Origin of the sequence: Streptomyces sp. NPDC051636 (assembly GCF_044453765.1) — a bacterium.
Classification (GTDB): Bacteria; Actinomycetota; Actinomycetes; order Streptomycetales; family Streptomycetaceae; genus Streptomyces.
The window spans coordinates 380,392-405,764 of sequence record NZ_JBITDA010000004.1; the positions used below are offsets into that span (position 1 = coordinate 380,392).

25 protein-coding genes and 1 pseudogene are annotated in these 25,373 nt (G+C 71.5%); 17 read left to right on the forward strand and 9 right to left on the reverse strand.

Translation table 11 applies throughout. The annotated features are described in order from the left end of the window. Window positions 1-46 precede the first annotated feature (46 nt). From ACIBBH_RS11420 to ACIBBH_RS11470, 11 genes are all read left to right on the forward strand, one after another. On the forward strand, window positions 47-979 hold the full coding sequence (locus ACIBBH_RS11420) for an ABC transporter ATP-binding protein (RefSeq protein WP_399404002.1): 933 nt from the start codon (window positions 47-49) through the stop codon (window positions 977-979). Next, window positions 976-1,746: an MlaE family ABC transporter permease gene (locus ACIBBH_RS11425; protein WP_399404003.1), complete on the forward strand. Its 771-nt coding sequence runs from the start codon at window positions 976-978 to the stop codon at window positions 1,744-1,746. Before ACIBBH_RS11420 ends, ACIBBH_RS11425 begins: the two co-directional genes overlap by 4 nt. A gap of 3 nt (window positions 1,747-1,749) precedes the next feature. Then, complete coding sequence (locus ACIBBH_RS11430) at window positions 1,750-2,553, forward strand: MlaE family ABC transporter permease (protein WP_399404004.1); 804 nt, start codon at window positions 1,750-1,752, stop codon at window positions 2,551-2,553. 5 nt (window positions 2,554-2,558) lie between these two features. Further along, window positions 2,559-3,794 (forward strand): MCE family protein, encoded by a 1,236-nt coding sequence (locus tag ACIBBH_RS11435; RefSeq protein WP_399404005.1) that lies wholly within the window; start codon window positions 2,559-2,561, stop codon window positions 3,792-3,794. After that, complete coding sequence (locus tag ACIBBH_RS11440) at window positions 3,791-4,828, forward strand: MCE family protein (RefSeq protein WP_399404006.1); 1,038 nt, start codon at window positions 3,791-3,793, stop codon at window positions 4,826-4,828. The genes ACIBBH_RS11435 and ACIBBH_RS11440 overlap by 4 nt, the downstream gene beginning before the upstream one ends. Window positions 4,829-5,004: 176 nt before the next feature. Beyond that, window positions 5,005-5,985: an MCE family protein gene (locus ACIBBH_RS11445; protein ID WP_399404041.1), complete on the forward strand. Its 981-nt coding sequence runs from the start codon at window positions 5,005-5,007 to the stop codon at window positions 5,983-5,985. A 17-nt stretch (window positions 5,986-6,002) separates the two neighbouring features. Then, on the forward strand, window positions 6,003-7,106 hold the full coding sequence (locus ACIBBH_RS11450; protein WP_399404042.1) for an MCE family protein: 1,104 nt from the start codon (window positions 6,003-6,005) through the stop codon (window positions 7,104-7,106). Further along, complete coding sequence (locus ACIBBH_RS11455) at window positions 7,103-8,392, forward strand: MCE family protein (protein WP_399404007.1); 1,290 nt, start codon at window positions 7,103-7,105, stop codon at window positions 8,390-8,392. Before ACIBBH_RS11450 ends, ACIBBH_RS11455 begins: the two co-directional genes overlap by 4 nt. Then, the gene (locus ACIBBH_RS11460) at window positions 8,389-9,663 is read left to right on the forward strand and encodes an MCE family protein (RefSeq protein ID WP_399404008.1); all 1,275 of its coding nucleotides are present in this window, start codon (window positions 8,389-8,391) and stop codon (window positions 9,661-9,663) included. Before ACIBBH_RS11455 ends, ACIBBH_RS11460 begins: the two co-directional genes overlap by 4 nt. Beyond that, the gene (locus ACIBBH_RS11465) at window positions 9,636-10,139 is read left to right on the forward strand and encodes a hypothetical protein (RefSeq protein WP_399404009.1); all 504 of its coding nucleotides are present in this window, start codon (window positions 9,636-9,638) and stop codon (window positions 10,137-10,139) included. Before ACIBBH_RS11460 ends, ACIBBH_RS11465 begins: the two co-directional genes overlap by 28 nt. A gap of 29 nt (window positions 10,140-10,168) precedes the next feature. Then, complete coding sequence (locus ACIBBH_RS11470) at window positions 10,169-10,942, forward strand: hypothetical protein (protein WP_399404010.1); 774 nt, start codon at window positions 10,169-10,171, stop codon at window positions 10,940-10,942. 136 nt (window positions 10,943-11,078) lie between these two features. Here ACIBBH_RS11470 and ACIBBH_RS11475 read toward each other — a convergent pair whose 3' ends face one another. From ACIBBH_RS11475 to ACIBBH_RS11495, 5 genes are read right to left on the reverse strand one after another with little or no spacing between them, the layout of a single operon-like run. After that, window positions 11,079-11,630, reverse strand: a complete 552-nt coding sequence (locus ACIBBH_RS11475) for an ATP-binding protein (protein WP_399404011.1) — start codon at window positions 11,628-11,630, stop codon at window positions 11,079-11,081. 28 nt (window positions 11,631-11,658) lie between these two features. Further along, window positions 11,659-12,303, reverse strand: a complete 645-nt coding sequence (locus ACIBBH_RS11480; protein ID WP_399404012.1) for a lactate utilization protein C — start codon at window positions 12,301-12,303, stop codon at window positions 11,659-11,661. Then, the gene (locus tag ACIBBH_RS11485) at window positions 12,300-13,745 is read right to left on the reverse strand and encodes a LutB/LldF family L-lactate oxidation iron-sulfur protein (protein ID WP_399404013.1); all 1,446 of its coding nucleotides are present in this window, start codon (window positions 13,743-13,745) and stop codon (window positions 12,300-12,302) included. Before ACIBBH_RS11485 ends, ACIBBH_RS11480 begins: the two co-directional genes overlap by 4 nt. Further along, window positions 13,742-14,566: a (Fe-S)-binding protein gene (locus ACIBBH_RS11490; RefSeq protein ID WP_399404014.1), complete on the reverse strand. Its 825-nt coding sequence runs from the start codon at window positions 14,564-14,566 to the stop codon at window positions 13,742-13,744. Before ACIBBH_RS11490 ends, ACIBBH_RS11485 begins: the two co-directional genes overlap by 4 nt. 32 nt (window positions 14,567-14,598) lie before the next feature. Next, on the reverse strand, window positions 14,599-16,329 hold the full coding sequence (locus ACIBBH_RS11495) for an L-lactate permease (protein ID WP_399404015.1): 1,731 nt from the start codon (window positions 16,327-16,329) through the stop codon (window positions 14,599-14,601). A 236-nt stretch (window positions 16,330-16,565) separates the two neighbouring features. Here ACIBBH_RS11495 and ACIBBH_RS11500 point away from each other — a divergent pair, with 236 nt between their 5' ends. The 4 genes from ACIBBH_RS11500 to ACIBBH_RS11515 all read left to right on the forward strand — a co-directional run bounded on the left by ACIBBH_RS11500 (window position 16,566) and on the right by ACIBBH_RS11515 (window position 18,363). Next, a complete protein-coding gene (locus tag ACIBBH_RS11500) occupies window positions 16,566-17,312 on the forward strand; it encodes a FadR/GntR family transcriptional regulator (RefSeq protein WP_399404016.1) in 747 nt (248 codons plus the stop codon). A 127-nt stretch (window positions 17,313-17,439) separates the two neighbouring features. Further along, window positions 17,440-17,703, forward strand: a complete 264-nt coding sequence (locus tag ACIBBH_RS11505; RefSeq protein ID WP_399404017.1) for a hypothetical protein — start codon at window positions 17,440-17,442, stop codon at window positions 17,701-17,703. Beyond that, window positions 17,700-18,098 carry a hypothetical protein gene (locus ACIBBH_RS11510; RefSeq protein ID WP_399404018.1) on the forward strand — a complete coding sequence of 133 codons (399 nt, stop codon included), beginning with the start codon at window positions 17,700-17,702 and terminating at the stop codon, window positions 18,096-18,098. The genes ACIBBH_RS11505 and ACIBBH_RS11510 overlap by 4 nt, the downstream gene beginning before the upstream one ends. 25 nt (window positions 18,099-18,123) lie before the next feature. After that, entirely contained in the window at window positions 18,124-18,363 is a 240-nt protein-coding gene (locus ACIBBH_RS11515) for a hypothetical protein (protein WP_399404019.1), read from the forward strand. A gap of 457 nt (window positions 18,364-18,820) precedes the next feature. Here the strand turns inward: ACIBBH_RS11515 and ACIBBH_RS11520 are convergent, their stop codons facing one another. Then, a complete protein-coding gene (locus tag ACIBBH_RS11520) occupies window positions 18,821-19,651 on the reverse strand; it encodes an alpha/beta fold hydrolase (RefSeq protein ID WP_399404020.1) in 831 nt (276 codons plus the stop codon). A gap of 106 nt (window positions 19,652-19,757) precedes the next feature. Further along, window positions 19,758-19,965, reverse strand: a pseudogene (locus tag ACIBBH_RS11525) (glyoxylate carboligase); the annotation flags it as partial. Between the two features lie 180 nt (window positions 19,966-20,145). Here ACIBBH_RS11525 and ACIBBH_RS11530 point away from each other — a divergent pair. Then, entirely contained in the window at window positions 20,146-20,829 is a 684-nt protein-coding gene (locus ACIBBH_RS11530) for a hypothetical protein (protein WP_399404021.1), read from the forward strand. Between the two features lie 201 nt (window positions 20,830-21,030). Here the strand turns inward: ACIBBH_RS11530 and ACIBBH_RS11535 are convergent, their stop codons facing one another. Continuing rightward, entirely contained in the window at window positions 21,031-22,629 is a 1,599-nt protein-coding gene (locus ACIBBH_RS11535; RefSeq protein ID WP_399404043.1) for an AMP-binding protein, read from the reverse strand. Between the two features lie 5 nt (window positions 22,630-22,634). Then, on the reverse strand, window positions 22,635-24,308 hold the full coding sequence (locus ACIBBH_RS11540; RefSeq protein WP_399404022.1) for an AMP-binding protein: 1,674 nt from the start codon (window positions 24,306-24,308) through the stop codon (window positions 22,635-22,637). A gap of 137 nt (window positions 24,309-24,445) precedes the next feature. Here ACIBBH_RS11540 and ACIBBH_RS11545 point away from each other — a divergent pair, with 137 nt between their 5' ends. Next, window positions 24,446-25,282, forward strand: coding sequence for a response regulator transcription factor (locus ACIBBH_RS11545; RefSeq protein WP_399404023.1), 837 nt, complete (start codon window positions 24,446-24,448; stop codon window positions 25,280-25,282). The last annotated feature ends 91 nt before the right edge of the window (window positions 25,283-25,373 follow it).

Consider the following 25,373-nt stretch of genomic DNA (forward strand, 5'->3'; position numbering starts at 1 on the left):
GTAGAGCAGGTGTCGGAACTGCTCCATGGGCCGAGAGGTGGACCGGATGGGTGTCGAGATCTGTGTGGAAGGGCTGACCAAGTCCTTCGGTCACCAGGTCATCTGGCAGGACGTGTCGCTCACGCTGCCCGCTGGGGAGGTCTCGGTCATGCTCGGCCCCTCGGGCACGGGCAAGTCGGTCTTCCTCAAGACGCTCGTGGGACTGCTGAAGCCGGACCGGGGCTCGATCCGGATCGCGGGGCGTGACATCACCAGGCTCCGCGAGCACGAGCTGTACGAGGTGCGGAAGCTCTTCGGCGTGCTGTTCCAGGACGGCGCCCTGTTCGGCTCGATGAACCTGTACGACAACATCGCCTTCCCGCTGCGGGAGCACACCCGCAAGTCCGAGAGCGAGATCCGGCGCATCGTGCTGGAGAAGATGGACATGGTCGGGCTGATCGGCTCGGAGGGGAAGCTGCCCGGCGAGATTTCCGGCGGAATGCGCAAGCGGGCCGGTCTCGCCCGCGCCCTCGTCCTCGACCCCGAGATCATCCTCTTCGACGAACCCGACTCGGGTCTCGACCCGGTGCGCGTCGCCTATCTCAACCAGCTCATCGTCGACCTCAACGCGCAGATCGACGCGACCTTCCTGATCGTCACGCACGACATCGCCTCCGCCCGCCAGGTCCCCGACAACATCGGGCTGCTGTTCCGGCGCGAGCTGGTCATGTTCGGGCCGCGCGAGGAACTGCTGACCAGCGACGAGCCCGTGGTCCGGCAGTTCCTGAACGGCCGGATGCAGGGGCCGATCGGCATGGCGGAGGAGAAGGACGCCGCCCAGGTCCAGCAGGAGCTGGCCGAGCTCGTCGACGGGGCGCCCGTCCAGGCTCTGACTCCCCGCCTGCTGCCGGGGCCGGGCATCACCCGGCCGCCCCGCTGGGAGGCGATCGCGCGGCGCGAGGCCGAGCTGCGCCGCCGGAAGGCGGTGGCGGACGTATGAGGCTGTCACCGACCGGGGCGCTCAGGCACTCGGGAAACCTGTTCGCGATGGCGCTCGACGTCGTGCGGACGATACCCCGACGGCCGTTCCAGGCGCGGGAGTTCATCCAGCAGGCGTGGTTCGTCGCGAGCGTCACCATCCTCCCCACGGCGCTCGTGTCCATCCCGTTCGGGGCGGTGATCGCGCTGCAGATCGGCAGCCTGACCCGGCAGCTCGGCGCCCAGTCCTTCGCCGGGGCCGCCTCGGTGCTGGCGGTGCTGCGGGAGGCGTCGCCGATCGTGACCGCGCTGCTGATCGCGGGCGCGGGCGGCACGGCGATCTGCGCGGACCTCGGGGCGCGGAAGATCCGTGAGGAGATCGACGCCATGCAGGTGCTGGGCATCGACCCGATCCACCGGCTGGTCGTGCCGCGCGTGCTGGCGTCGATGGTGGTGGCGGTGCTGCTCAACGGCCTGGTGTCGGTGGTCGGCGTGGCAGGCGGCTATTTCTTCAACGTCGTCCTGCAGAACGGCACGCCCGGCGCCTACCTGGCGTCCTTCACCACCCTCGCCCAGCTGTCCGACCTGTGGGCGGCGGAGATCAAGGCATTGGTGTTCGGGGCGATCGCGGCCATCGTCGCCTCGTACAAGGGACTGACGGCGCAGGGCGGCCCGAAGGGTGTGGGCGACGCCGTGAACCAGTCGGTGGTGATCACCTTCATGTTGCTGTTCGTGACGAACTTCGTGATGACCGCGGTGTACTTCCAGGTCGTCCCGCAGAGGGGCTGAGGCATGGCGCTGTTGAGAAGTCTGGAGGGGCTGGGCAGCCAACTCTCCTTCTACGGGCGGTCCCTGGCGTGGACCGGCCGCACCGTACGCCGCTACAAGAAGGAGGTCCTGCGGCTGCTCGCCGAGGTCAGCTTCGGGCGCGGCGCCCTCGCCGTCGTGGGCGGCACGGTCGGTGTGATCGCCTTCCTGTCGTTCTTCACCGGCACGGAGGTGGGCCTGCAGGGGTACGCCGCGCTGAACCAGCTCGGCACCTCGAACTTCGTGGCGTTCCTGTCGGCGTACTTCAATACGCGAGAGATCGCGCCCCTCGTGGCGGGTCTCGCGCTGTCCGCGACCGTCGGCGCCGGGTTCACCGCCCAGCTCGGCGCGATGCGGATCAGCGAGGAGACCGACGCCCTCGAGGTGATGGGCGTGCCCTCGCTGCCGTTCCTGGTGACCACCCGGATGATCGCCGGTTTCGTCGCCGTGATCCCGCTGTACGTGGTCGGGCTGCTGTCCTCGTACCTCGCCGCCCGCACCATCACCACCGGCTACTACGGGCAGTCGGCGGGCACCTACGACCACTACTTCCAGCAGTACCTGCCACCGGTCGACGTGCTGTGGTCGTTCGGGAAGGTGCTGGTCTTCGCCGTCCTGATCATCCTGGTGCACTGCTTCTACGGCTACTACGCGAGCGGCGGCCCGGCGGGCGTCGGCGTCGCGGTGGGCCGCGCGGTGCGGACCTCGATCGTGGCGATCAACGTCCTCGACTTCTTCCTGTCGCTCGCAATCTGGGGCGCCAACACGACCGTACGGATCGCGGGGTGAGCCGGATGAGGGTGCTGAGATTGCGGTTGTACGGCGTGGTGTTCCTCGCCGTGCTCGCCCTGCTGCTGTCGCTGTCGGTCGCCGTGTACCGGCAGGCGTTCACCCCGGCCGTACGGATCAGGCTGGAGGCCGGCAGCATCGGCAACCAGCTCGACGCGCGGGCCGACGTCAAGCTGCGCGGGGTGCTGGTCGGCGAGGTGCGCGCGGTGCACGCCGACGGGAGGAAGGCGACGCTCGACATCGCGCTCAAGCCGGAGTACGTCGCGGACATCCCTTCCGACGTGCACGCGCGGCTGCTGCCCAAGACGCTGTTCGGCGAGAAGTACGTCGACCTGGTCGCGCCCGCGCACTCCGCGGCCCGCCCGATCCGGGCCGGTGACGTCATCAGCCAGGACCGCACCCGCGTCGGCATCGAGCTGCAGCAGCTGATGAACGACCTGCTGCCGCTGCTGCGCACCGTGCAGCCCGGCAAGCTCAACGCCACGCTCTCCGCCTTCGCCACCGCCCTGGAAGGGCGCGGCGACCGGATCGGCGACAACCTCACACGCGTGGAGGCCTATCTGCACCGCCTGAATCCTCATCTGCCGTCCCTCACCGAGGACTTCGCCCGTCTGGCCGACGTGGCCGAGGTGTACGGCGACGCGGCACCGGACCTGATGGAGATCCTGCGCAACACCGTCACCACCAGCCGTACCGTGATCGAGCAGCGGGACCGCATCGCGTCCGCGCTCACCACCACGGCCGGTGTGGCGGGCACCGCGGACGACTTCCTCGACGCGAACGGCGACCGGCTGATCACCCTCGGCCGGGTCTCCCGCCCGACGCTGGACCTCTTCGCCCGCTACTCGCCCGAGTACCCCTGCCTCCTCGCCGGCCTGGTCCACGAGGAGCAGGCCTCCGAGCAGGCGTTCCGGGGCGGCAAGATGCACATCACGCTGGAGGTGGTGCACGACCAGGGGGCGTACGAGCCCGGTGAGGAGCCCCGGTACGCCGACCGGTCGGGGCCGGACTGCCGCGACCTGCCGCATCCTTCGGTGCCCGCACCCGGGGTCCACCTCAACGACGGTTCGAAGAAGCCGGGTTCGTCCGGTCCGGCCGGGGTGTCCGCCACCCGGGCCGAGCAGCGGGCCGTCGGCTCGCTGGTGTCGCCCGTGATGGGCGTGTCCGCCGACGAGGTGCCGCCGGTCGCGACGCTGCTGTTCGGGCCGATGGCGCGCGGGACGGCGGTGAGCGTCGCATGAGGACGTCAGGAGCCCGGCAGACCGCCGGGCCGCTGATCAAGTTCAGCCTCTTCGCACTGGTGACGATCCTGGCGACGGCACTGCTCGCCGCCACCATCGTCAACATCTCCTTCACCCCCGAGCACACCTACCGCGCGGTGTTCAGCGATGTCACCGGCCTGGAGAAGGGCGACGACATCCGGGTCGCCGGGGTGCGGGTCGGCGAGGTCGAGGACATCCGGATCAAGGACCGGACGCTGGCGGAGATCACCTTCAGCGTCGGCGCGGACCGGCCGCTGCTCACCAGCACGCACGCGGTCATCCGTTACCGGAACCTGGTCGGGCAGCGGTACGTCGCCCTGACCGAGGGCGCGGGCGACGGCACCCGGCTGAAGCCCGGCGCCACCATCCCGCTGCGGCGCACGCGGCCCGCGCTGGACCTCAACGCGCTGCTGAACGGCTTCAAACCGCTGTTCGCCGCGATCAGCCCGCAGGACGTCAACCAGCTCGCCACCGAGATCATCAAGACACTGCAGGGCGAGGGCGGCACCGTCAACAGCCTGCTCGTGCACACGGCCTCGCTCACCACGACGCTGGCCGATCGCGACAAGCTGATCGGCTCGGTGATCGACAACCTCAACACCGTGCTGGGGACGCTGGACAAGCGCGGTGCCCGCTTCTCCGGGCTCATCAAGCAGCTGCGGCGGGTGATCTCCGGTCTGTCCGCCGACCGCAAGCCCATCGGGGAGTCGCTGGTGAACATCGGCGGCCTGACGGACGCCACCTCGGGGCTGCTGAAGGACGCGCGGCCGCCGCTGAAGGACGACATCGCCCAGCTGACCGATCTCACCGGAACGCTGAACGACAACGACAAGACCGTGGAGGGCGTGCTGAAGCGGCTGCCGAACAAGCTCAACGCACTGACGGGGACCGCGTCCTACGGCTCGTGGTTCAACTTCTACCTCTGCGACTTCGACGGCCGGATCGTGCTGCCGAAGACGAAGCAGGTGCTCAGCCCCGACCTGCACGTGGCGAGGGCGAGGTGCGGATCATGACCCGTACATCCCGCGTGAACCGGACTGAACCGCTGGTCAAGGTACGCGTCGATCCGCCGAAGCTGCCGCGGATACGGCTCCCGCGTCGGGCGCCCCGCCCCCGCGGGCCGGAGCCGCTGGTGAAGGTGCGCATCGAGCCGCCGCGGATAAGACTCCCGCGCATCCGCCGCCCCCGCCTGATTCCGTTCCGCGAGCGCAACCCCGTCGTCATCGGAGCCGCCGGCCTCACCGTCCTCGCGCTGCTGACCTTGGCCGCGTTCAACGTCGACAGCCTGCCGTTCATCGGCGACGGCCGGACGTACAGCGCGGCCTTCTCGGAGGCGGGCGGTCTCAAGCCCGGCGACGAGGTGCGCATCGCCGGGGTCAAGGTCGGCAAGGTCGAGGACGTCGACCTGGACGGCGACCACGTCAAGGTCACCTTCAAGGTCAAGGGCGATCCGCGGTTCGGCACCGAGACCGGCGCGTCGATCCGGGTCAAGACGATCCTCGGCGCCAAGTACCTCGCGCTGCACCCCAAGGGACCGGGGCAGTTGAAGTCCGGCAGCGAGATCCCGCTCAGGCGGACGGTCGCGGCGTACGACGTCGTGCAGGCCTTCAGCGACCTGACCACCACCTCGGAGAAGGTGGACACCGACCGGCTGGCGAAGGCCCTGGACACCATCTCCACCACTTTCCAGGACTCGCCCGCCGAAGCACAGGCGTCCATCAAGGGCCTGTCGAGGATCTCCCGGACGGTGGCCTCGCGCGACAAGGCCCTGGGCGAACTCCTCGACCACGCGAACGGCACCACGGGCGTGCTCGCCGAACGCTCCGGGGACTTCACCGCCCTGGTCAAGGACGGCGACAAGCTGTTCAAGGAGATCAGCAAGCGCCGCAAGGCGATCCACAAGCTGCTGAAGACCTCCGCCGCGCTCGGCATCGAGCTCTCCGGCCTGGTCGAGGACAACGACAAGGAGATCGGGCCCGCGCTGAAGGGCCTGAAGCATGTGGTGCAGATGCTCGAACGCAACCAGTCCAGCCTCGACCGCAGCGTCAAGCTGCTCGCGCCCTACGTGCGGCTCTTCACCAACACCCTCGGCAACGGCCGCTGGTTCGACTCCTACGTGCAGAACATGGTCGCCGCTCCGGTCGCGCCGCGGACGGGAGGCACGCAGTGAGGAGCCCGAAGAAGCGCCTGGCCCTGATCACCGCACTGGCCCTCGTCGCCGCCCTCGCCTACGTGCTGTGGCCGCGCCCCGAGCCGGTGCGCGTCACCGCGTACTTCCCGCGCACCGTCGGCATCTACCCCGGCTCGGACGTCCGCGTGCTCGGCGTGCGGATCGGCGAGGTCAGGAAGATCACGCCGGAGGGCGGCCGGGTGCGGGTGGAGCTGGAGTACGACGAGGGGCGCAAGGTCCCCGCCGACGCCAAGGCGGCGATCATCAACTCCTCGGTGGTCAGCGACCGTTACGTACAACTGCTGCCGGTGTACCGGAGGGGCCCGGTGCTGCGGAACGGTGCCGTCATCCCCGAGTCGCGCACGGCCGTACCCGTCGAGCTGGACCGCATCTTCGACGGCCTGCACACCACGGCCGACGCGCTCGGCCCCAAGGGCGCCAACAAGGACGGCTCCCTGTCGCGGCTGCTCGGGGTGAGCGCCGACAACCTCGGCGGCCAGGGAGAGAACCTCCACCAGACGGTCCACGACCTGTCGCAGGCGGTCACCACGCTGTCCGACGGCCGCACCGACCTGTTCGGCACGGTGCGGAACCTGCAGGTGTTCACGGCGGCCCTCGCGGCCGACGACAAGAGCGTGCGGTCGTTCAACACCAGCCTCGCGGGCGTCGCGAAGCAGCTCGCCGGCGAACGCAAGGACCTCGCGGACGCACTCACGAACCTGGGGACGGCGCTCGGCGACGTGTCGGAGTTCGTGAAGAACAACAAGAAGTCCCTGACCTCGAACGTGAAGGGCCTCAGCAAGGTGACCAAGGTGCTCGTCACCGAACGGGCCGCGCTGGACGAGCTGTTGCGGGTGGCCCCCACGGGCCTGTCGAACCTGAACAACGCCTACAACCCGTCCGCGGGCACCCTCGACACCCGCAACAACGCCCAGCAGCCACAGGACCCGGCCTCGCTGCTGTGCTCCGTGCTGAAGACGACCGGCGACGAGGGCGGCAAGAACCCCGACTGCAAGGAGCTGAAGGAGCTGTTCGACTCCCTGCCGAAGGTGCCGCAGGGCTCCGCGGTGACGGGCACGGTCGACCGGACGCTCGGCGGAATCCTGGGGGCGAGCGCATGAACGCACGGCGCAAGGGCGGGGCGGTCGCCTGGGCGGCGGTCGGTTCGCTGCTGCTGACCGGCTGCGAGTTCAACGGCTGGTACGACGTCCAGCTCCCCGGCGGCGCCGCCGGGGACGGCCACGCCTACCACGTCACCGTCGAGTTCCGCGACGTCCTCGACCTGGTGCCGCAGTCGGCGGTGAAGGTCGACGACGTCACCGTGGGCGCGGTGGAGAAGGTGGAGCTGGACGGCTGGCACGCGCGTGTACGGCTGCGGATCGCCGACTCGGTGAAGCTGCCCGCCAACGCGGTCGCCGAGCTGCGGCAGACCAGCCTGCTCGGCGAGAAGTACGTGGCGCTCGCCGCCCCGACCGGCACCGCGGCCGTGGGCCGGCTCCGCGACGGCGACCGCGTCCCGTTGTCCCGCAGCGGCCGCAACCCGGAGGTCGAGGAGGTGCTGTCCGCGCTGTCCGCCCTGCTCAACGGCGGAGGAGTGGCCCAGCTCAAGACGATCACCGTGGAGCTGAACAAGGCCCTGGACGGCCGGGAGAACCGGGTCCGCTCCCTGCTCAAGGAGCTGGACACGTTCATCGGCGGTCTGGACGACCAGCGCAAGGACATCGTCCACGCGATCAAGGCCGTCGACCGGCTCGCGGGACGGCTCGGGAAGGAGAAGAAGACCATCGCCAAGGCCGTCGACACGATGCCGCCCGCACTGAAGGTCCTGGCCGGCCAGCGGCGCGATCTGACGAAGATGCTCACCGCCCTGTCGAAGCTCGGCACGACGGGCACCAAGGTGGTCACCGCCTCGCACGACGACACCGTCGCGAACCTCGAGAAGCTCCGGCCGATCCTCCAACAGCTGAACAAGTCGGGCGACGACCTGCCCAACTCCCTGGAACTGCTGACGACCTACCCGTTCCCGCGCAACGCCACGGACGCCGTCAAGGGCGACTACGTCAACCTCCACATCACCGCCGATCTCGACCTGGCGGACCTCTACGGGAACATGACGGGCGGCAGCTCCGGCAAGGGCGACGGCGATTCCCACAAGCCCGGCACCCCCGGCGTACCGGATCTCCCGGATGTCCCGGACCTGCCGAGCGTGCCGACACCGACCGCGCTGCCGAGCACACCGGGCCTGCCGGCGTCGCCCTCGGTGCCGTCGGATCCCTCGGCCCCCTCGGGCGGCGGCGGGCCGCTGTGCCCGCCGGTGTGCACCAGCGGCTACGCCACCGGCGCTAAGCCGCCCGAGGGGATCGACCTCGCGCTCGCCGAGCTGATGCTGAAGGGGATCCAGCCGTGATCACTCGTACGGTCAAGGCCCAGCTGCTCGCCTTCGCCACGGTCACCGCCCTGGGGGTGTCGTACGTCGGCGCCGAGTACACCGGTCTGGTGGACGACGTCCTGGACCGCGGCTACACCGTGCGGGCCGACTTCGCCGACTCCGGGGGCATCTTCCCCGGCGCCGAGGTCACCTACCGCGGGGTGCCCGTGGGCCGCGTCGGCGCGCTGAGGCTGACCGGCGCCGACGGCGTCTCGGTCGCCCTGGACATCGACGACGGGGCGCCGCGCATCCCGGCGGACACCCTCGCCGTGGTGGCGAACCGTTCGGCGGTGGGCGAGCAGTACGTCGACCTGCAGCCGCGTACGTCCACGGGCCCCTACCTCCTCGACGGCAGCACCATTCCGCGCGGCAGCACCCGTGTGCCGCTGCCCCCCACCGACCTGGTGCTCAGCCTGGACCGGCTGGTGAACTCGGTCGGCAAGGACGATCTGCGGGTCACCGTCGACGAGTTGGGCAAGGCGTTCTCCGGCACCGGGCCGGACCTGAGCCGGCTGGTGGACTCGGGCAACGCGCTCGTCGAGTCGGCGTCCGAGTCGCTGCCCGAGACGATCTCGCTGATCGAGGACTCGCGCACGGTCCTCAAGACACAGGCCGACCAGGGCTCGTCCATCAAGTCGTTCGCGCACGATCTGGCGGCGTTCAGCGCGCAGTTGAAGTCGAGCGACGGTGACCTGCGCAAGCTGATCGGCAACGCCACACCTGCCGCGCAGCAGATCAATTCGCTGCTGAAGTCGACCGGGCCCCGGCTGTCGGTCCTGCTGGCCAACCTGATCAGCGGCGGCCAGGTCACTCTGGCGCACCTGCCCGGCGTGGAGCAGTCCCTCGTCACCTTCCCGGCGCTGGTCTCGGGCAGCTACACGGTCGTCCCCGGCGACGGCACCACCCACTTCGGGCTGGTGGTGAACGCCGACGACCCACCGGCGTGCACCCAGGGATACGGCACGGCGCGGCGCGACCCCTCGGACACCAGCACGCGCGAGGCGAACACCGACGCGGGCTGCACGGCCCCGCGCGGCGGGCGGACGTCGGTGCGGGGCTCCCAGAACGCCCCGGGTGCGCGGGCCGCGTCCGGCACGAACCAGGCGGCGTACGTCACGCCGTACGACCCGGAGACCGGCACCGCCACCGGCCCGGACGGAAGGCCCGTCGAGATCGGCTCGACGGGTGGCCAGCAGACGGTGTTCGGAAAGGAGTCGTGGCAATGGCTGCTCGTCGGCCCCATGGAATGAACGGGAGGGCGCTCACGGTCGGCCTCGTCGTGGCGATCGTCCTCACCACCGCGGTCACCGGCTGGCTGGGTCTGCGCCTGCACCAGCAGCACGGGACGGAGCGGCGGCACCAGGACATCCTGGCCGCGGCCCGCCAGTCGGCGCTCAACTTCACCTCGCTCGACTACCGGCACTACGAACGGGACAGCGCGAACGTGCTCAAGGGCGCCACCGGCGACTTCAAGAAGCAGTTCACCGCGCAGACGGCGGAGCTGACCAAGCTCGTCGCCGCGAACAAATCCGTGTCCGAGGGCCAGGTCCTCGACGCCGGCATCGTCCGGTCGGACGCCGGCTGGGCCCGCGTCCTGGTGGTCGCCGACAGCAAGGTGACCAACACCGCCGTGCCCCAGGGCGAGGCGCGCACGTATCGGCTGCAGCTCGACCTGGTGCACCGGGGCGGGCGCTGGCTGACCTCCGACGTCGAGTTCGTGGGCTGACCCGGCACCCACCAGTGAGGAGCACAATCATGGCGAACACGACCACCCGGGGCCGCGGTGCCGGCACCACCGGCCGCCGGACCATGACCGCCGCCGCCCGCGCGGCGGCCAAGCGCGCCGAGCGCGGTCACCGCGAGCCGGGCCCGGCCGCCGCCGAGGAGCCTCCGCTCCGGACGGCCGGAGGCACGGTCCTGATCGAGCCCCCGGGCGGCTGGGACGACCCGCCCGAGCCGTCGCCGGAGTCCTTCGAGGAGGACGCACAGGAGGACGGCACGCCGGACGACGAGCCGTCACGGCGGTCGCGGCGGCGGCTGCTCACCGCGCTGCTCGGCATCGTCCTCGTGGCGGCCCTGGTCGCGGCGGCCGTCCTCGGATGGCAGTACCGGCAGGGGCGGCGCGCGGAGGCCGCCCGCGGTGAGGCGCTCACGGCCGCGCGGAAGGCGGCACCGGTCGTGCTGTCGTACGACTACCGGCATCTGGACCGGGACTTCGCCCGGGCCCGTGACCGGCTGACCGGGCACTTCCGTGACGAGTACCGGAAGACCACGTCGCGTGTGGTCGGGCCGACGGCCAGGAAGTACCACGGGGTGGTGAAGGCGACGGTCGCCGAGCCCACGGACAGCGGCGCTCCAGCGGCCTCCGTCGTGTCGGCCTCACCGGACAGGGCCGTGGTGCTGCTCTTCGTCAACCAGGTCACGCAGAGCACCCAGGTCTCCGGCTCCCGCCTGGACCTGAACCGGGTGCGGATGACGATGACCCGCACGTCGGACGGCTGGAAGGTGAGTGCCGTCGACGCGCTGTGAACCACCTCTTCCGATACGCCCTCGCGCCCTCGGCGCGGGGGCGCCTTTTTGTGCCGCTCTTACGGAATCACAGGGAAGGGGATGCCACCCCGAACCGGCGGCGCGAACGGTGAGCAGCGTGACCATGGCGCGGCCGTCACGGCCGGGCGGCCGTCCGGGGCGGTGACGGTGCCGGTCCGGCTCGCGGAGCGCGGCGCATTTTTGTACCGGCCCGCCGTCCACCGGGCGGATGCTCCGACAGGGTCGCCCAGGAACAGGTGCCGTACGCCGTGCGGTGCACACCGCACTGCCGGCTCAGCGCCTCCACCATCATCAGTCCCCGGCCGCCCTCCGCGAGGTCGTCGTACGGGGTACCGGTGGCGGGAGGGTGCCACGTGCCGCTGTCGAAGACCTCGATCCACACGTCCGCCCGGGAACGCGTGAGCCGGAGGCTGACGTCGGCGGAGCCGCTGTGCCGGACCGTGTTGGTCACGAATTCGGAGACGACGACGCGTGCCGCGTCGACCACCTCCTCGCCGATCCGCCATGCCGTCAGCTGTGCCCCGGCGAAGGCTCTGGCCTGCGACACCGCCCCCTCTTCGGCCGGCAGCGCGCAGACGGCGAGTGCGCTGGGGTGCTGCGGGCGCGGCTCCCTGGCATCGGGCGCCGCTGCCCCGTGGTGGCGTGGTTCTCGGTCTCGGGCAGGCATGACAACTCCTGTCATGACAGACGTAGGGTCACACGACGACGAGGGCGTGGAGCGTGCGCGGTCCGTGCACGCCTTCCACCCGGTCGAGTTCGATGTCGCTGGTCGCCGAGGGTCCGGAGACGAACGTCAGCGGCCGTACGGGATCCAGGCGGGCCAGCGCCTCGGGAACGCGGGCCACGACCTGTTCGGCCCGCAGCACGCACACATGGTGGTCGGGCACCAGGGTCAGGGCGCGTCGTCCCTGTCCCGGACCGCCGTCCAGGACGAGGGTGCCGGTCTCGGCGATCGCGACGGCGGCGGTCGTGACCACGCTGTCGACCCGGTCCAGTTCGCGCACGGGCACCCGTGGACGGTCGTCCAGCACCCGGAGCGGGTCCAGCGCGGTCTGCCAGGAGGGGGGAAAGCCCTGCGGCACCACGACGCACGCGGCACCGCGGGCGGTCAGGGTCTGCGCGATGGCCGTGGGGACCGCCCCTTCGGCCACCAGCCGCACCGAGGCGCCGTAGTCGGCGAGCCGGTTCATGAGCAGTTCCACCGCCTCCGTGGATCCGGCAGCCGCCGTACCGCTCCGCGCGTAGGCACGGGTGACCGGCACGTCCTCGGGGCGCTCGTCTTCGGGGACGTCCGTGAGCGCCCGCCGGATGCGGCTGAGCACTTCTGTCCGTGCGTTCACTGGTGTGTCCTCCTCCACCAGGCCCGGAAGCTCTCCCGGGCCGGGGCCGGTATGTCACGTGCCTCGGTCCACGCCGAGGGCGGGCCGGGCAGCCGGCCGATCCGGCCGTCGCGGCCCACCAGCCGGCCGGCCGCGGCCGCGGCGCGCTGCGCCGCCGCCAGCCGGGACGGGCTGGAGAGCACCGAGCGCGCCGCCGCCATGGCCAGCCGCTCGGGACTCGGCACCCTGCGCGTGCGGGCCTCGTCGACCACCCGGGCCCGCAGATGGACCAGGACCTCCGGAATGTTGATCTTGACGGGGCAGACCTCGTAGCAGGCTCCGCACAGCGTCGAGGCGTACGGCAGCGAGCGGTCGGCCTTCGCCGCCGTGCCGCGCAGTTGGGGGGTGAGGATGGCGCCGATCGGGCCGGGGTAGACCGAGCCGTAGGCGTGTCCGCCGACGCGCTCGTAGACCGGGCAGACGTTCAGACAGGCCGAGCAGCGGATGCAGTTGAGCGTCTGGCGTCCGACGGGGTCGGCGAGCGTGTCGGTGCGGCCGCCGTCCAGGAGCACCAGGTGGAAGGCGCGCGGCCCGTCGTCGGCGGTGGTGCCGGTCCAGGACGAGGTGTAGGGGTTCATCCGCTCGCCGGTGGAGGAGCGGGGCAGCAGTTGGAGGAAGACCTCCAGGTCCTGCCAGGTGGGGACGACCTTCTCGATGCCGACGACGGAGATGAGGGTTTCGGGCAGGGTGAGACACATCCGCCCGTTGCCCTCGGACTCCACGACGACCGCGGTGCCGGTGTCGGCCACCAGGAAGTTCGCTCCGGAGATCCCGACCTTGGCCCGCAGGAACTTCTCCCGCAGATGCCGGCGGGCTGCCTCGGCCAACTCCCGTGGATCGTCGCCCAGATCGGCCGGCGCCGGACTGCCGTGGTCGCCCATGGTGCGCAGGAAGATGTCCCTGATCTCCGCCCGGTTGCGGTGGATGGCCGGCACCAGGATGTGCGAGGGCTGGTCCTCGCCGAGCTGGACGACCAATTCGGCCAGGTCGGTCTCGTACGCGGCGATGCCCGCGTCGGCCAGCGCCTCGTTCAGGCCGATCTCCTGTGTGGCCATCGACTTGACCTTGACCACCTCCCGCTCGCCGGTCGCCTGGACGAGGTCGACGACGATCCGTGCCGCCTCCTGGCCGTCGCGCGCCCAGTGCACCCGGCCGCCCGCCGCGGTGACCCGCTCCTCGAGCCGCAGCAGGTAGTGGTCCAGGTGGCGCAGCGTGCGCTCCTTGACGGCCCGTCCGGCCTCGCGCAGCGCCTCCCAGTCGTCCAATTCGGCCACCGCCTCCGCGCGCTTGTGGCGGATGGTGGTGGTGGCGTGGGCGAGGTTGTGCCGCAGCCGGGTGTCGGCGAGGGCGGTGCGTGCCGCTGACGGGAACGCGGGAACGCCCAGGAACGTGGGGCCGCTCATGGGGTACTGCTCCTTTCCGTGGCGCGAGGGGACGGCTGCGGCTTCCCGGGGTGCGGGACGGACCGCGGCAGCGGCGGGGCGGCCGGTGCCTGGTCCTCCTCGGTGGCGGCGAGGATCTCGGCCAGGTGCAGGGTGCGCACTCCGGTACGCAGCCGGGACAGGACGCCGCCGATGTGCATGAGGCAGGAGTTGTCGCCCGCGCACAGCACCTCGGCTCCGGTGCCCAGCACATGCCGCGTCTTGTCCGCGCACATGGCCACCGAGGTGTCGTGGTTCTTCAGCGCGAAGGTGCCCCCGAAGCCGCAGCACTGGTCGGCGGCCGGCAGTTCGACCAGGTCGATGCCGCGTACCGCCCGCAGCAGGCTGAGCGGCTTGTCGCCCACGCCGAGCATGCGCTGTGCGTGGCACGTCGGGTGGTAGGTGACCCGGTGCGGGAAGCAGGCGCCGACGTCGGTGACGCCGAGGACGTCGACGATGAACTCCGACAGCTCGTAGACGGCCGGCGTGTCCCGCACCGCCGCCGACAGCCGTGCGTCCCCGGCCACTTCGGCCACCCGCCCGTGGTACTCGCGCACCATGGCCGCGCAGGAGCCCGAGGGGGTGACGACCGCGTCGTAGCCGGCGAAGGTTTCGGCGAAGCGGCGCACGAGCGGCACGCACTCCCGCTGGTATCCGGTGTTGAAGTGCATCTGGCCGCAGCAGGTCTGGCCGGCGGGGAACTCCACCGCGCAGCCCAGGCGCTCCAGCAGCCTCACCACCGCCCGGCCGGTCTCGGGGTAGAGCGTGTCGGTCAGGCACGTGACGAACAGGGCGATCCGCATGATTCCTCCGGTCGACGAGGGCGCGGCGGCGCTCACGGGAGCATCCGGGCGAGCAGGCTCGACTGCAGCAGGACGAGGACGCACATGGCCAGCAGGAGCAGCAGGCTCCACTTGACGGCGGCCCGGAACAGCACCGACTCCCGGCCGACCAGGCCGACCGCGGTGGCCGCGATGGTGAGGTTCTGCGGGCTGATCATCTTGCCGACGACCCCGCCGGAGGTGTTGGCCGCGACGAGCAGGGTCGGGTCGAGCCCGGCCTTGTGTCCGGCGGCCTGCTGGAGCGTGGCGAACAGCGCGTTGGCCGAGGTGTCCGAGCCGGTGACCGCGGTGCCCAGCCAGCCCAGGATCGGCGAGAGGAAGGCGAAGGCGGTGCCCGCACCGGCGATCCAGGTGCCGATCGTGATGGTCTGACCGGACAGGTTCATCACGTAGGCGAGGGCCAGCACCGAGGCGACGGTGAGCAGGGCCCAGCGCAGCCTGACCACGGTGGCGCCGAACTCCCGGACCGCGGTGAGCGGGTTCACCCGGTACACCGCGGCGACCAGCACGCCGGACAGCAGCAGCAGCGTGCCCGGGGAGGACAGCCAGGGAAGGGTGTAGACGGTGGCGGTGGAGGGCTGCCCCGCCGCCGTGAGGATGTGCCCGTCCAGCCCCGGCCAGCCGAGCTTGAGATCGGTCGTGGCCAGGAACTCCTTGGCGGGGGTCCACAGCTTCGCCAGGGAGAAGACCGCGATCACGATCAGGTAGGGCAAGAAGGCCATGACCACCCCGGTTCCGCCCTCCGGCTCCCTGGCGGTCGCGGTGCCGGCGGGCGCCGGACGCGTGGCGGTGGCCGCGCCGGCCTCCCCCGGGGCGCCCGACGGCACGCCATGGTTGGGGCCCGCGCCGGAGCCACCGCCGCTCTCCGCCTCCCGCTCCCGCAGCAGGGTGGCCCTGGCTTGCTCCCCACCGCTGGGCTGCCACACGCGGAGGAAGAGGACGACCGCCGCCAGGGCCGCGAGCGAGGCGATGATGTCGGTGAGCTCCACCGAGATGTAGTTGGAGCTGACGAACTGGGCGACGGAGAAGACCGCGCCGCACACGAGCGCCACCGGCCAGGTCTCACGCAGTCCGCGTCGGCCGTCGACGAGCACGACGAGCAGCAGCGGCACGAAAAGGGCGATGATGGGTGTCTGACGGCCGACGTAGGCACCGATGTCCGTGTAGGGGATCTTCGTGAGGTTGCCCGCGGTGATGATGGGGATCGCGATCGCACCGAAGGCGACGGGCGCGGTGTTGGCGACCAGCACGGTGAGCGCGGCCCGTACGGGAGCGAAGCCGAGAGCCATGAGCATGACGCCGGTGATCGCCACGGGAGCGCCGAATCCGGCCAGGGCCTCCAGCAGGGCGCCGAAGCAGAACGCGATGATGACGGCCTGGACCCGAGGATCGTCGCTGATCAGACCGAAGGCGCGGCGCAGGTCCTCGAAACGGCCGGTGACGACCGTGAGTTGGTAGACCCAGATCGCGGTGACCACGATCCACATGATCGGGAAGAGGCCGAAGCACGCGCCTTCGCTCGTCGCCAGCAGGGCGAGCTTGACGGGCATGCCGTAGCACGCCACGGCGACGGTGATCGCCACGGCCAGCGCGGCGAGCCCGGCCCAGTGGGCCTTGAGCCGCAGTCCGCCGAGGAGCAGGAACAAGGAGAGCAGGGGCAGGGCGGCGACGAGAGCGGAGAACGCCAGGCTGTCCATGAGTGGGGAGAGGTTCGGCTGGTACATGCAACCCTCACAGCGGAGCTTGGTCAGACCATGATTTGGCTCTTCCACGCTGACACCTCTCCGTTGTCTCTGTCCAGAGGTAGGACGCAGCAAATTCGCTTTGGTCAGACCAAAGAGCGGGCGCCTCAAGCTATGATCAGAAGGGCAGGCATTGCACCACCAGGATGAAAGGGCTTTCCATGGCGGAGTCGAGCGCGTCTTGGGAGCCGGTACCGCGTTCCCGTACTTTCGAGCTCGTGCTGGCGCGTATCGAGGACCAGATCCTGGCGGGCAATCTCGGTGTCGGTGACCGGCTACCGCCGGAGCGCGAGCTGGTCGAGCTCCTCGGAGTCAGCCGAGCGGCCGTCCGGGAAGCCCTGCGGGTCCTGGAGGCACAGGGGGTACTGCGCTCCCGCGTGGGCACCGGGCCGGGTTCGGGCAGCGTGATCTCCGCCATGCCCAGCAACGGCCTGACCCAATTGCTGCGCCTGCACATGGCGCTGGCGAACTTCCCTCTCGACGACGTGGTCGAGGCACGCGCCACGCTCGAACGCGCCAGCGCCCGCCTCGCCGCGGGCCACGCCAGCCAGGAAGACCTGTCCCGGATCCGGGAGCCGCTCGTCCGTATGGACGACAAGGCCCTGGGCCGCGAGCTGTTCAACGACTACGACACCGCATTCCACGTCGCCATCGCCGAGGCCGGAGGCAACCGGCTGATGGCGGACATGACCGTCGCCGTCCGCAACGCCGTACGGCGCACCCTGCTCACCGTGTTCCACAAGATCGCCGACTGGGAGCCGATCGCCGTCCGGCTGCGGGCGGACCACCACGCGATCTACAACGCCATCGCGACGGGCGACGTGGAGCGCGCCGGTGATCTGGTGGAGCAGCACATCCGCGGCTTCCACGACGATGTCGTCCGCAAGGCCCTGAACATGCCGGAGGCCGAAGCCCCGGGAACGACCGGCGCCGCGGCGACCGGGACGGGGACGGAGCCGGCCTAGTGCCGTGGCCCCGGCCGTAGCGTGTACGGAGGACGCGGTTGTCCGCCCGGCCCGACCGAGCCGGCCCGGCCGCGCCCCCGCGCGGCGGGGCAGGACGCCCACGGACGACCCCGCCCGGGCACGCGTCGTGCGGACGGCGATCCGGACCGACGACGCCGAGCGCCTGACGGCGCTGACCCTGCGGCGGGTCGCCACCGAGCCGGACGTGGCCACCATGTCCCTCTGCCGGCACGTGCGGAACAAGCAGGAACTCGTCGCGCCGATGGCCGGCGCCGCCTTCGGCGAGGGGCCCCCGCCCCGGCCGGGCGGAAGCCGGCGGGAGCAGCTGGAACGCTCCGCCCGGACCAGTGGACGCTGGACCGCGTCCATCCCTGGCCGGCCCGGACCATGAGCCTGAGCAGGCCCCTGCCGGCGCTGGGCGGCATGCGGCACATCGACCTCGCGCTCCGCGCCCTGGACGGGCACGGACTCGACGACAACATCAGGCTGCACACGGCCATCGCGTTGTTCGGGTACGTCCGCGGCACGGCGGCGGACCTGGAGAGCGAGGAACAGGCCGTCCGGGACACCGGTATGAGCGGCGAGGAGTGGCTGGAGAGCCGGGAAGAGGCCATGGCGGCCCCTCTGGCGATGGGACCGCTCCCCGCCCCCGCCGCCGTCCGGCACGGCACCGGCGTCGACATCGGCGTGGAGTCGCTGTCCGAGTACGGTCCGCGGCGCCTGCCGGACGGTGTGGCACTTCTCGTCGCGGGGGCGGGGCCGCCGATCCGCCCGGCGTGCGGATAGATCCGCCCCGCAGCAGCCTGAAGGCATGACACATCCACCGACGGAGTTTCCGCACATCGTGGTGCACGCCCCGGCCCTGGACGGCTCGCGGCGGGTCACCGAGGGGGACGTGACCCTGGGGATCGCCTCCCACCTGGACGACGTGGTCGAGATCCTGCGGCTGGCCGACCTGGACCGGATCGAGGTCGAGGAGAGCGACCTCATCGAGTGGCAGGGCGGCGGACCGGACGACTGGCCGGGGCTGTCGGAGCACGAGGAGCCGTGACAACCGGGAGGACGGGAGCGCGCGTACGGCGCCGGGCGCAGCCCGGCTGCGCAATCCTCAAATCAAGCTCTGAACAGCGCCGCGGAGGCTTCGACCGCCCCCGGCGGCGGGCACACTCCTTTCACGCGGGGCCCGTCGTTCACGGGGGCGGCGGGCCCCGCACGGGGATGTGGCATGGGCAGCACGACGGCGATCCCGCTCGAACCGCACGAGATCGCGCTGGTCCGGGCGGTTCTCGCGCCGCGGTGGCGGTCGCCGTGCCGGCCCTGCATCTGCTGGGGGCGGCGGAGCGGCCGGGGCGGGCACCATGCGCGCCTCGGGCCCGGCGGAGGGTGCGGACCTCCCGCCCCTGCCGCCCTTCCCCAAGGCCGTACAGGGCGCGCTCTGCCGGCCCGCGGGGATACGGCGGTTGCCGGACCGGCGGGGCGTACCACGCGACTCAGTCCTTGGGACGGTTTCAGCTGCGGGACGGTGTGAAGGCCCCCGGGTTCCGCAGGAACGCCAGCGTGTGCCGCAGGAACAGGTCGGGGCGCTCGTTGTACGGCTCGTGGGCGGTGGGCAGCAGGACACTCACGGTGTGGCCCGGCAGCGCGCGCCGGGCCCGGCGGCCGTCCAGGAAGGCGGGCACGACGGGGTCTCGGCGGCCCCACAACAACAGCACGGGTACGTCGATGCCGCCGGGGTCCTCCAGCCCGAACTCCGGGTCCGCGAAACCGCGCCAGATCGCGCAGTGCACGGCCAGCCTCTCCGGCTGGTACGGCAGCCGGCGGGCGCGCCGGAAGGCGGCGCGGGCACTGGGCGTACGGAGCCGTCCCAGATAGGCCCGGGCCAGTGGGACGACGAGCCGGCGTGCCACGGCCGGGCGGCCCATCGCCTCCCGGCAGAACCAGCGGGTGAGCGCCCCTTGCCGGGTGAAGCCGGCCGGGTCGACCAGGACCAGTCCCGCGATCCGCGCCGCGTGCCGCCCCCGGGCGAGCCGGCAGGCCACGTACCCGCCGACGCTGTTGCCGACCACGGTCACCGCGCCCGTGTCGTCCAGCGCGTCCAGGACCCGCTCCGCCACCTCCACCAGCCGCTCCGGCGTGACCAGCGACGGCTCGGCCACACTCGACTCGCCGTACCCCGGCCAGTCGACCACATGGGTGCGGTACCGGTCGCTGAGGGCGGGCAGCACCGCGTCGTAGTCCCGGCCGTCCCCGGGGTTGGCGTGCAGCACCAACAGCGCGGGCGCTCCCACCGGACCGGCGCACCGCACGACGACATCACCGACCGCTGTGGAAACCGTCATCCGCACGGGGCGAGCATGCCGGACGCTCCGGGAGAGGCAAAGGGGGCGTGGCCTCTGGCCGGGGTCTCACGCCGGCACCCGGCCCCGTCCCCACCGGCCCCCGCTGTCACCGTCCCCGTCGGACCTTCAGCGTCCTGATGGCCGTCGGCGCGTGACCCGGCTCGGTGGCCGGTTCCTCGAACTCGACGACGCCGCGATGGCGTTGGTGGCGGACATCGAGATGTTGGTGACGCGCTCGAGGTCGCCTCGACCACGACCGGCACCCGGAACTCGGCGGCGAGCTTCTGGGCCTGCTCGAAGGCGGCGGCGAGCTCTGCCTCGGCTGTCTTCGGCTGTCGGATTCGCACTCCCGTCGCGCCCCGCGGTGAGCAGCAAATTCCGTATAGCAGAAATTGTTTTCTACTATCTGGAAGCAATGCAGGTGGGTACGCGAAAGCCGTCAAGACAGGGGCAAGTGAGGGACAAGCGGGGCCCGCCCGGAGGACGATGCGGCCATGTCCGAGAGCGTGCCGGTGCGCTGCCCGGCCTGTCGGCGCGAGCACGTCTACACCGCGCCGTCGTATCCCTGCGCCTGCGGCGCCCCCGTCAGCCCGCCGCTGGACCGGCGGGCCGCGCCCACGGCCGTCGCGCACCGGGCCTGGGACGAGGACTGGGTCACCGTGCGCTGCCTGTCCTGCGGTCGCCGCGACCAGTGGCCGCACCCGGAGCTGGGCTGCCCGTGCGGGACCGTGCTGCGCCTCCCGGTCTCCGGGGCGACCCCGGCGGCCCGCCCCGGCCCGGCCCCCCGTCCGGCACGCCGCCCGCCCTTCCAGCCGGTGACCATCCGCACCGCGCGCGACGCGGTCACCGCCGCCGCGCTCTACCTGCGCTGGCTCGGCTACCGGGACATCCGCCGCGCCGACCAGCGGCCCCCCTCCGGCATCGGCCTGGCCGCCCGCGGACTGCTGGCCCAGGTCGACCCCACCGTGCGGCCGGCCTCGCTGCGGGACGTGGAGTGCCTGTGGCTGACGGCCATGACGGAGACCGCCGGCTGCGTCTACTTCTCCCTCGCCGGGTACGCCGACGACGCCCGCGCCCGCGCCGACACCCTCGGCGTCCCGCTGTTCGTCCTGGACCTCACGGGCACCCCGCAGCCGGTCAACGCCGTCGCCGACGACCTGGACGCCACGGGCGCGTGAGCACCGACGGGGCTACTGACGTCGCAGCGGGTACTCGTGCTGCCCGGACCGCACCGGCTCGCCGCGCCGGCCGTGAATGGTTGCCGAGGTGACGACGACGCCGTTGTCGCCCCGCGATTCGAGGCCGGTGACGGTCAGCGCCGGGTGCCGGCGCTCTCCAGCAGGCCGGCGGTGTGGGCAGGCTCTTGCGGCCGCCTGCGCTTACTCCCCGTATTTCTCCCGCAGTTCCACCTTGCGGACCTTCCCGGACACCGTCATCGGGAAGGCGTCGAGGACCTCCACCCGGCTCGGCACCTTGTAGTGCGCGAGCCGTCCCGCGCAGAAGGCGCGGATGTCGTCCAGTGTCGGCGGGTCGGCCGGGTCGCGCGGAATGACACAGGCCAGGACCTCCTCGCCGTACGTCTCGTGCGGAACCCCCACGACCTGGACGTCCCGGATCCCGGGGTGGGCATAGAGGAACTCCTCGATCTCACGCGGGTAGATGTTCTCGCCGCCCCGGATGATCATGTCCTTGATGCGGCCGACGATCTCGACGTACCCGTCCTCGCGCATCACCGCGAGATCCCCGGTGTGCATCCAGCGCCCGGCGTCGATCACCTCGGCGGTCTTCTCCGGCTCGTTCCAGTAGCCGAGCATCACGCTGTAGCCGCGGGTGCACAACTCCCCCGCGCTGCCGCGCGGTCGGGTCACCCCGCTCACCGGGTCGACGATCTTCACCTCCAGGTGGGGCAGCACCCGGCCGACCGTGCCCGTGCGGTGTTCCAGGTCGTCGTCGATGCGCGTCTGCAGCGACACCGGCGAGGTCTCGGTCATGCCGTAGCAGATGGAGACCTCCTCCATGTGCATCTCGGCGACCACCCGCTTCATCACCTCCACCGGGCAGGGGGAACCCGCCATGATGCCGGTGCGCAGGGTGGAGAGGTCGAACGTGGCGAAGTCCGGGAGGTTCAGCTCCGCGATGAACATGGTCGGTACGCCGTACAGCGAGGTGCACCGCTCCCGCTGGACCGCCTCCAGCGTGGCCTTCGGATCGAAGGCCGGCGCCGGGATGACCATGCAGGCGCCGTGCGAAGTTGCGGCCACATTGGCCATTACCATGCCGAAACAGTGATAAAAGGGTACCGGAATGCAGATCCGGTCCCGTTCGCTGTAGGCGATCAACTCCCCCACGAAGTACCCGTTGTTGAGGATGTTGTGGTGGGAGAGGGTGGCCCCCTTGGGGAAGCCCGTCGTCCCCGACGTGTACTGGATGTTGATGGGGTCGTCGCACGACAGCTCCCCCGCCCGGGCGAGCAGTTCGGCACGCCGGTCCGGCGTCCCCCGCCCGATCATCGCGTCCCAGCTCGGGTCCCCGATGTACACGGTCTCCCGCAGCCGCGGGCATCTCCCCCGCACTTCCTCGACCATCGCCCGGTAGTCGCTCGTCTTGTGGCCGACCGAGGCGAACAACAGCGAGATCCCGGCCTGGCCCAGGACGTACTCCACCTCGTGCGTGCGGTAGGCCGGGTTGATGTTCACCATGACCGCGCCGACGCGGGCGGTCGCGTACTGGACCAGCACCCACTCGGCGCAGTTGACCGCCCAGATGCCGACCCGGTCGCCCTTGGCGATCCCGCTCGCCAGCAACGCGTACGCCAACCGGTCGACGTCGGCGGCGAATTCGGCGTACGTCCAGCGCCGCCCGGACACCACGTCGACCAGCGCCTCACGGTCCGGCCAGGCGGCGACCGACCGGTTCAGGTTGGCCCCGATGGTCTCACCGAGCAGGGCGGTGCCGCCGGTTCCGTGCGTGTACGACAGTTCGGTCACCGGAAGTCCTCCTCGCGGTACTCCTTGTCCGAGCCCGCGGCCGTGGCCTCGCGCAGCTCGATCCGGCGGATCTTGCCGGAGACGGTCTTGGGCAGCTCGCCGAACTCCAGCCGGCGGACGCGCTTGTAGGGGGCGAGAACCTCGCGGGAGTGCTCGAAGAGCACCTTGGCGGTGTCGGGGCCGGGCTGCCAGCCCTCGGCGAGCACGATGTACGCCTTGGGCACGGCCAGGCGCAGCTCGTCGGGCGCGGGCACGACGGCCGCCTCGGCCACCGCCTCGTGCTCCAGCAGGGCGCTCTCCAGCTCGAAGGGGCTGATCTTGTAGTCGGAGGCCTTGAAGACGTCGTCGGAGCGCCCGACATACGTGAGATATCCGTCTTCGTCCCTTGCCGCGACGTCGCCCGTCCGGTAGTAGCCGCCCGCCATCGCCTGGGCCGTGCGGTCCGCGTCGCCGTGGTACCCGGCCATCAGGCCCACCGGCCGCGCCGACAGGTCGAGCGCGATCTCGCCCTCGGCCGCGCCGGGGGCGCCGGAGACCGGGTCGAGCAGGTCCACCGTGTAGCCGGGGCTGGGCCGGCCCATGGAACCGGTCTTCAGGGGCTGGCCGGGGCTGTTGGAGACCTGCACGGCGGTCTCGGTCTGTCCGAAGCCGTCCCGGACGGTGACGCCCCAGGCGTGCCGTACCTGCTCGATGACCTCCGGATTGAGCGGCTCACCGGCGGCGACGGCCTCGCGGGGCGGGGTGGCGAGCCGGTTGAGGTCGGCCTGGATGAGCATGCGCCACACGGTCGGCGGGGCGCAGAAGGTGGTCACCCCGGCGCGGTCCATCTCGGCCATGAGGCGGGTCGCGTCGAAGCGCGTGTAGTTGTAGAGGAACACGGTCGCCTCGGCGTTCCACGGGGCGAAGAGGTTGGACCAGGCGTGCTTGGCCCAGCCGGGCGAGGAGATGTTCAGGTGCACGTCGCCGGGCATGAGGCCGATCCAGTACATGGTGGCCAGGTGCCCGATCGGGTACGAGGTGTGGGTGTGCTCGACCAGCTTGGGGCGGGCGGTCGTGCCCGAGGTGAAGTAGAGCATCAGCGGGTCGTCGGCGAGGGTGGGGCCGTCCGGGAGGAACTCGGCGGCGGCGGTGTACGCGTCCTCGTACGGCTCCCAGCCCTCCTCGGGCAGACCGCCGACCGCGATACGGGTGTAGGCGCCGGGCACGTCGGCGAACTTGGCGGTGTCCTCCGCGCGCACGATCACGTGCTTGACCCGGCCCCGCTCGACGCGGTCGCGCAGGTCGGCGGGGCCGAGCAGCGGGGTGGCGGGGATGACGACCGCGCGCAGCTTCATCGCGGCCAGCGCCGTCTCCCACAGCTCGGCCTGGTTGCCGAGCATCACCAGCACCCGGTCCTCGGGCTCGACGCCGCGCGCCCGGAGCCAGTTCGCGGCCCGGTTGGAGCGTTCGGCCAGTTCGGCGAAGGACAGCCGGGTCTCGGTGCCGTCCTCCTCGACGATGTGCAGGGCGGTGCGGTCGTTGCCGTACGCGATGGCGTCGAACCAGTCCAGCGCCCAGTTGAAGTGCCCGGGCCGGGGCCAGGCGAAGCCCTCGTACGCCGTGGCGTAGTCCTCGCGGTGTTCCAGCAGGAAGTCCCGCGCACTGCGGAAGAGCTCCGTCGCCGTCGTCATCCGTCCTCCTCCTCCGGCCGCTCGGTGCCGGACCATTGCCGGGCGGCACTCTGGCATCGTGTAATCCGTGATGCAGGTCTCACTACCCCCGAACGGGGGTGTGGACTGCGCGAAAGCCGCGATGAAGGGGCGAAGAGGTGACAGCAGACGCCGCGGGGGCGGTGGAGATACGCAGTGCGCTGGCCCGGCTGCGGCGCACGACCGGCCTGCCGGTCGCCTTCGGCGGCCTGGTCGATTCCGGCCGGCCGCGGATGCGGATCAGCGAGCTGAGCGGCACGGCCACCATGGCCCTGCGCTCGCTCGCGGTGACCGCCGGCAACGGGTTGGGCGGCAAGGCGGTGGCGCTGGCCCGCCCGTGCGCGGTGACGGACTACTCCGCCTCCCGGCAGATCAGCCACGAGTACGACGTGCCGGTGGCCGCCGAGGGCCTGCGCTCGGTGCTGGCCGTGCCGGTGGTGGTACGGCGCCGGGTGCGGGGCGTGCTGTACGGAGCCCTGCGCACGGCCCAGCCGCTGGGCGACCGCACGCTGGGCGCGGCGGTGGCGGCGGCCCGGGACGTGGAACAGGCGCTGGTCGTCCGGGACGAGGCGCGGGTGCTGCTGACCGCGGCCCGGCCGGAGCCCGCCCCCGGCGCGACGGCCGCGGGCGCGGCCTGGGAGCAGGTGCGCGAGGCGCACGCGGCGCTGCGCGCGCTGGCCCCGCGGATCACCGACCCGGACCTGAGGTCCGAACTGCTGGCGGCCTGCGGCCTGCTGACCGCCCCAGGTCCGGCGGCCGGCCCGAGTCTGACCCCCCGCGAACTGGACATCCTGACCTGCGTGGCGGACGGCGCGACCAACGCGACGGTGGCGGAACGGCTCGGCCTGCGCCCGGAGACCGTCAAGGGATATCTGCGCTCGGCGATGCGGAAACTGGGCGCCCACACGCGCGGGGAGGCGGTGTCCACGGCCCGGCGCGCGGGCCTGCTTCCCTAGAAGGCGGATGAAGATGTTGGGTTCTGGCCCTGCCGCGTGAGCGGTAGGGCCAGACTCGTTGTGTGGCGATGGGTGAGTGGGTCGGCGAGAC

Excerpts from the sequence above, each read along its gene's own strand:
- ACIBBH_RS11435 (WP_399404005.1), top strand. The coding sequence starts at position 2,559 with ATGAGGGTGCTGAGATTGCGGTTGTACGGCGTGGTGTTCCTCGCCGTG.
- ACIBBH_RS11465 (WP_399404009.1), top strand. The coding sequence starts at position 9,636 with ATGGCTGCTCGTCGGCCCCATGGAATGAACGGGAGGGCGCTCACGGTC.
- ACIBBH_RS11490 (WP_399404014.1), bottom strand. The coding sequence starts at position 14,566 with ATGCGGATCGCCCTGTTCGTCACGTGCCTGACCGACACGCTCTACCCC.
- ACIBBH_RS11430 (WP_399404004.1), top strand. The coding sequence starts at position 1,750 with ATGGCGCTGTTGAGAAGTCTGGAGGGGCTGGGCAGCCAACTCTCCTTC.
- ACIBBH_RS11515 (WP_399404019.1), top strand. The coding sequence starts at position 18,124 with ATGACACATCCACCGACGGAGTTTCCGCACATCGTGGTGCACGCCCCG.
- ACIBBH_RS11470 (WP_399404010.1), top strand. The coding sequence starts at position 10,169 with ATGGCGAACACGACCACCCGGGGCCGCGGTGCCGGCACCACCGGCCGC.
- ACIBBH_RS11520 (WP_399404020.1), bottom strand. The coding sequence starts at position 19,651 with ATGACGGTTTCCACAGCGGTCGGTGATGTCGTCGTGCGGTGCGCCGGT.
- ACIBBH_RS11540 (WP_399404022.1), bottom strand. The coding sequence starts at position 24,308 with ATGACGACGGCGACGGAGCTCTTCCGCAGTGCGCGGGACTTCCTGCTG.
- ACIBBH_RS11485 (WP_399404013.1), bottom strand. The coding sequence starts at position 13,745 with ATGAGCGGCCCCACGTTCCTGGGCGTTCCCGCGTTCCCGTCAGCGGCA.
- ACIBBH_RS11475 (WP_399404011.1), bottom strand. The coding sequence starts at position 11,630 with ATGCCTGCCCGAGACCGAGAACCACGCCACCACGGGGCAGCGGCGCCC.
- ACIBBH_RS11420 (WP_399404002.1), top strand. The coding sequence starts at position 47 with ATGGGTGTCGAGATCTGTGTGGAAGGGCTGACCAAGTCCTTCGGTCAC.
- ACIBBH_RS11440 (WP_399404006.1), top strand. The coding sequence starts at position 3,791 with ATGAGGACGTCAGGAGCCCGGCAGACCGCCGGGCCGCTGATCAAGTTC.
- ACIBBH_RS11530 (WP_399404021.1), top strand. The coding sequence starts at position 20,146 with ATGTCCGAGAGCGTGCCGGTGCGCTGCCCGGCCTGTCGGCGCGAGCAC.
- ACIBBH_RS11495 (WP_399404015.1), bottom strand. The coding sequence starts at position 16,329 with ATGTACCAGCCGAACCTCTCCCCACTCATGGACAGCCTGGCGTTCTCC.
- ACIBBH_RS11425 (WP_399404003.1), top strand. The coding sequence starts at position 976 with ATGAGGCTGTCACCGACCGGGGCGCTCAGGCACTCGGGAAACCTGTTC.
- ACIBBH_RS11455 (WP_399404007.1), top strand. The coding sequence starts at position 7,103 with ATGAACGCACGGCGCAAGGGCGGGGCGGTCGCCTGGGCGGCGGTCGGT.
- ACIBBH_RS11510 (WP_399404018.1), top strand. The coding sequence starts at position 17,700 with ATGAGCCTGAGCAGGCCCCTGCCGGCGCTGGGCGGCATGCGGCACATC.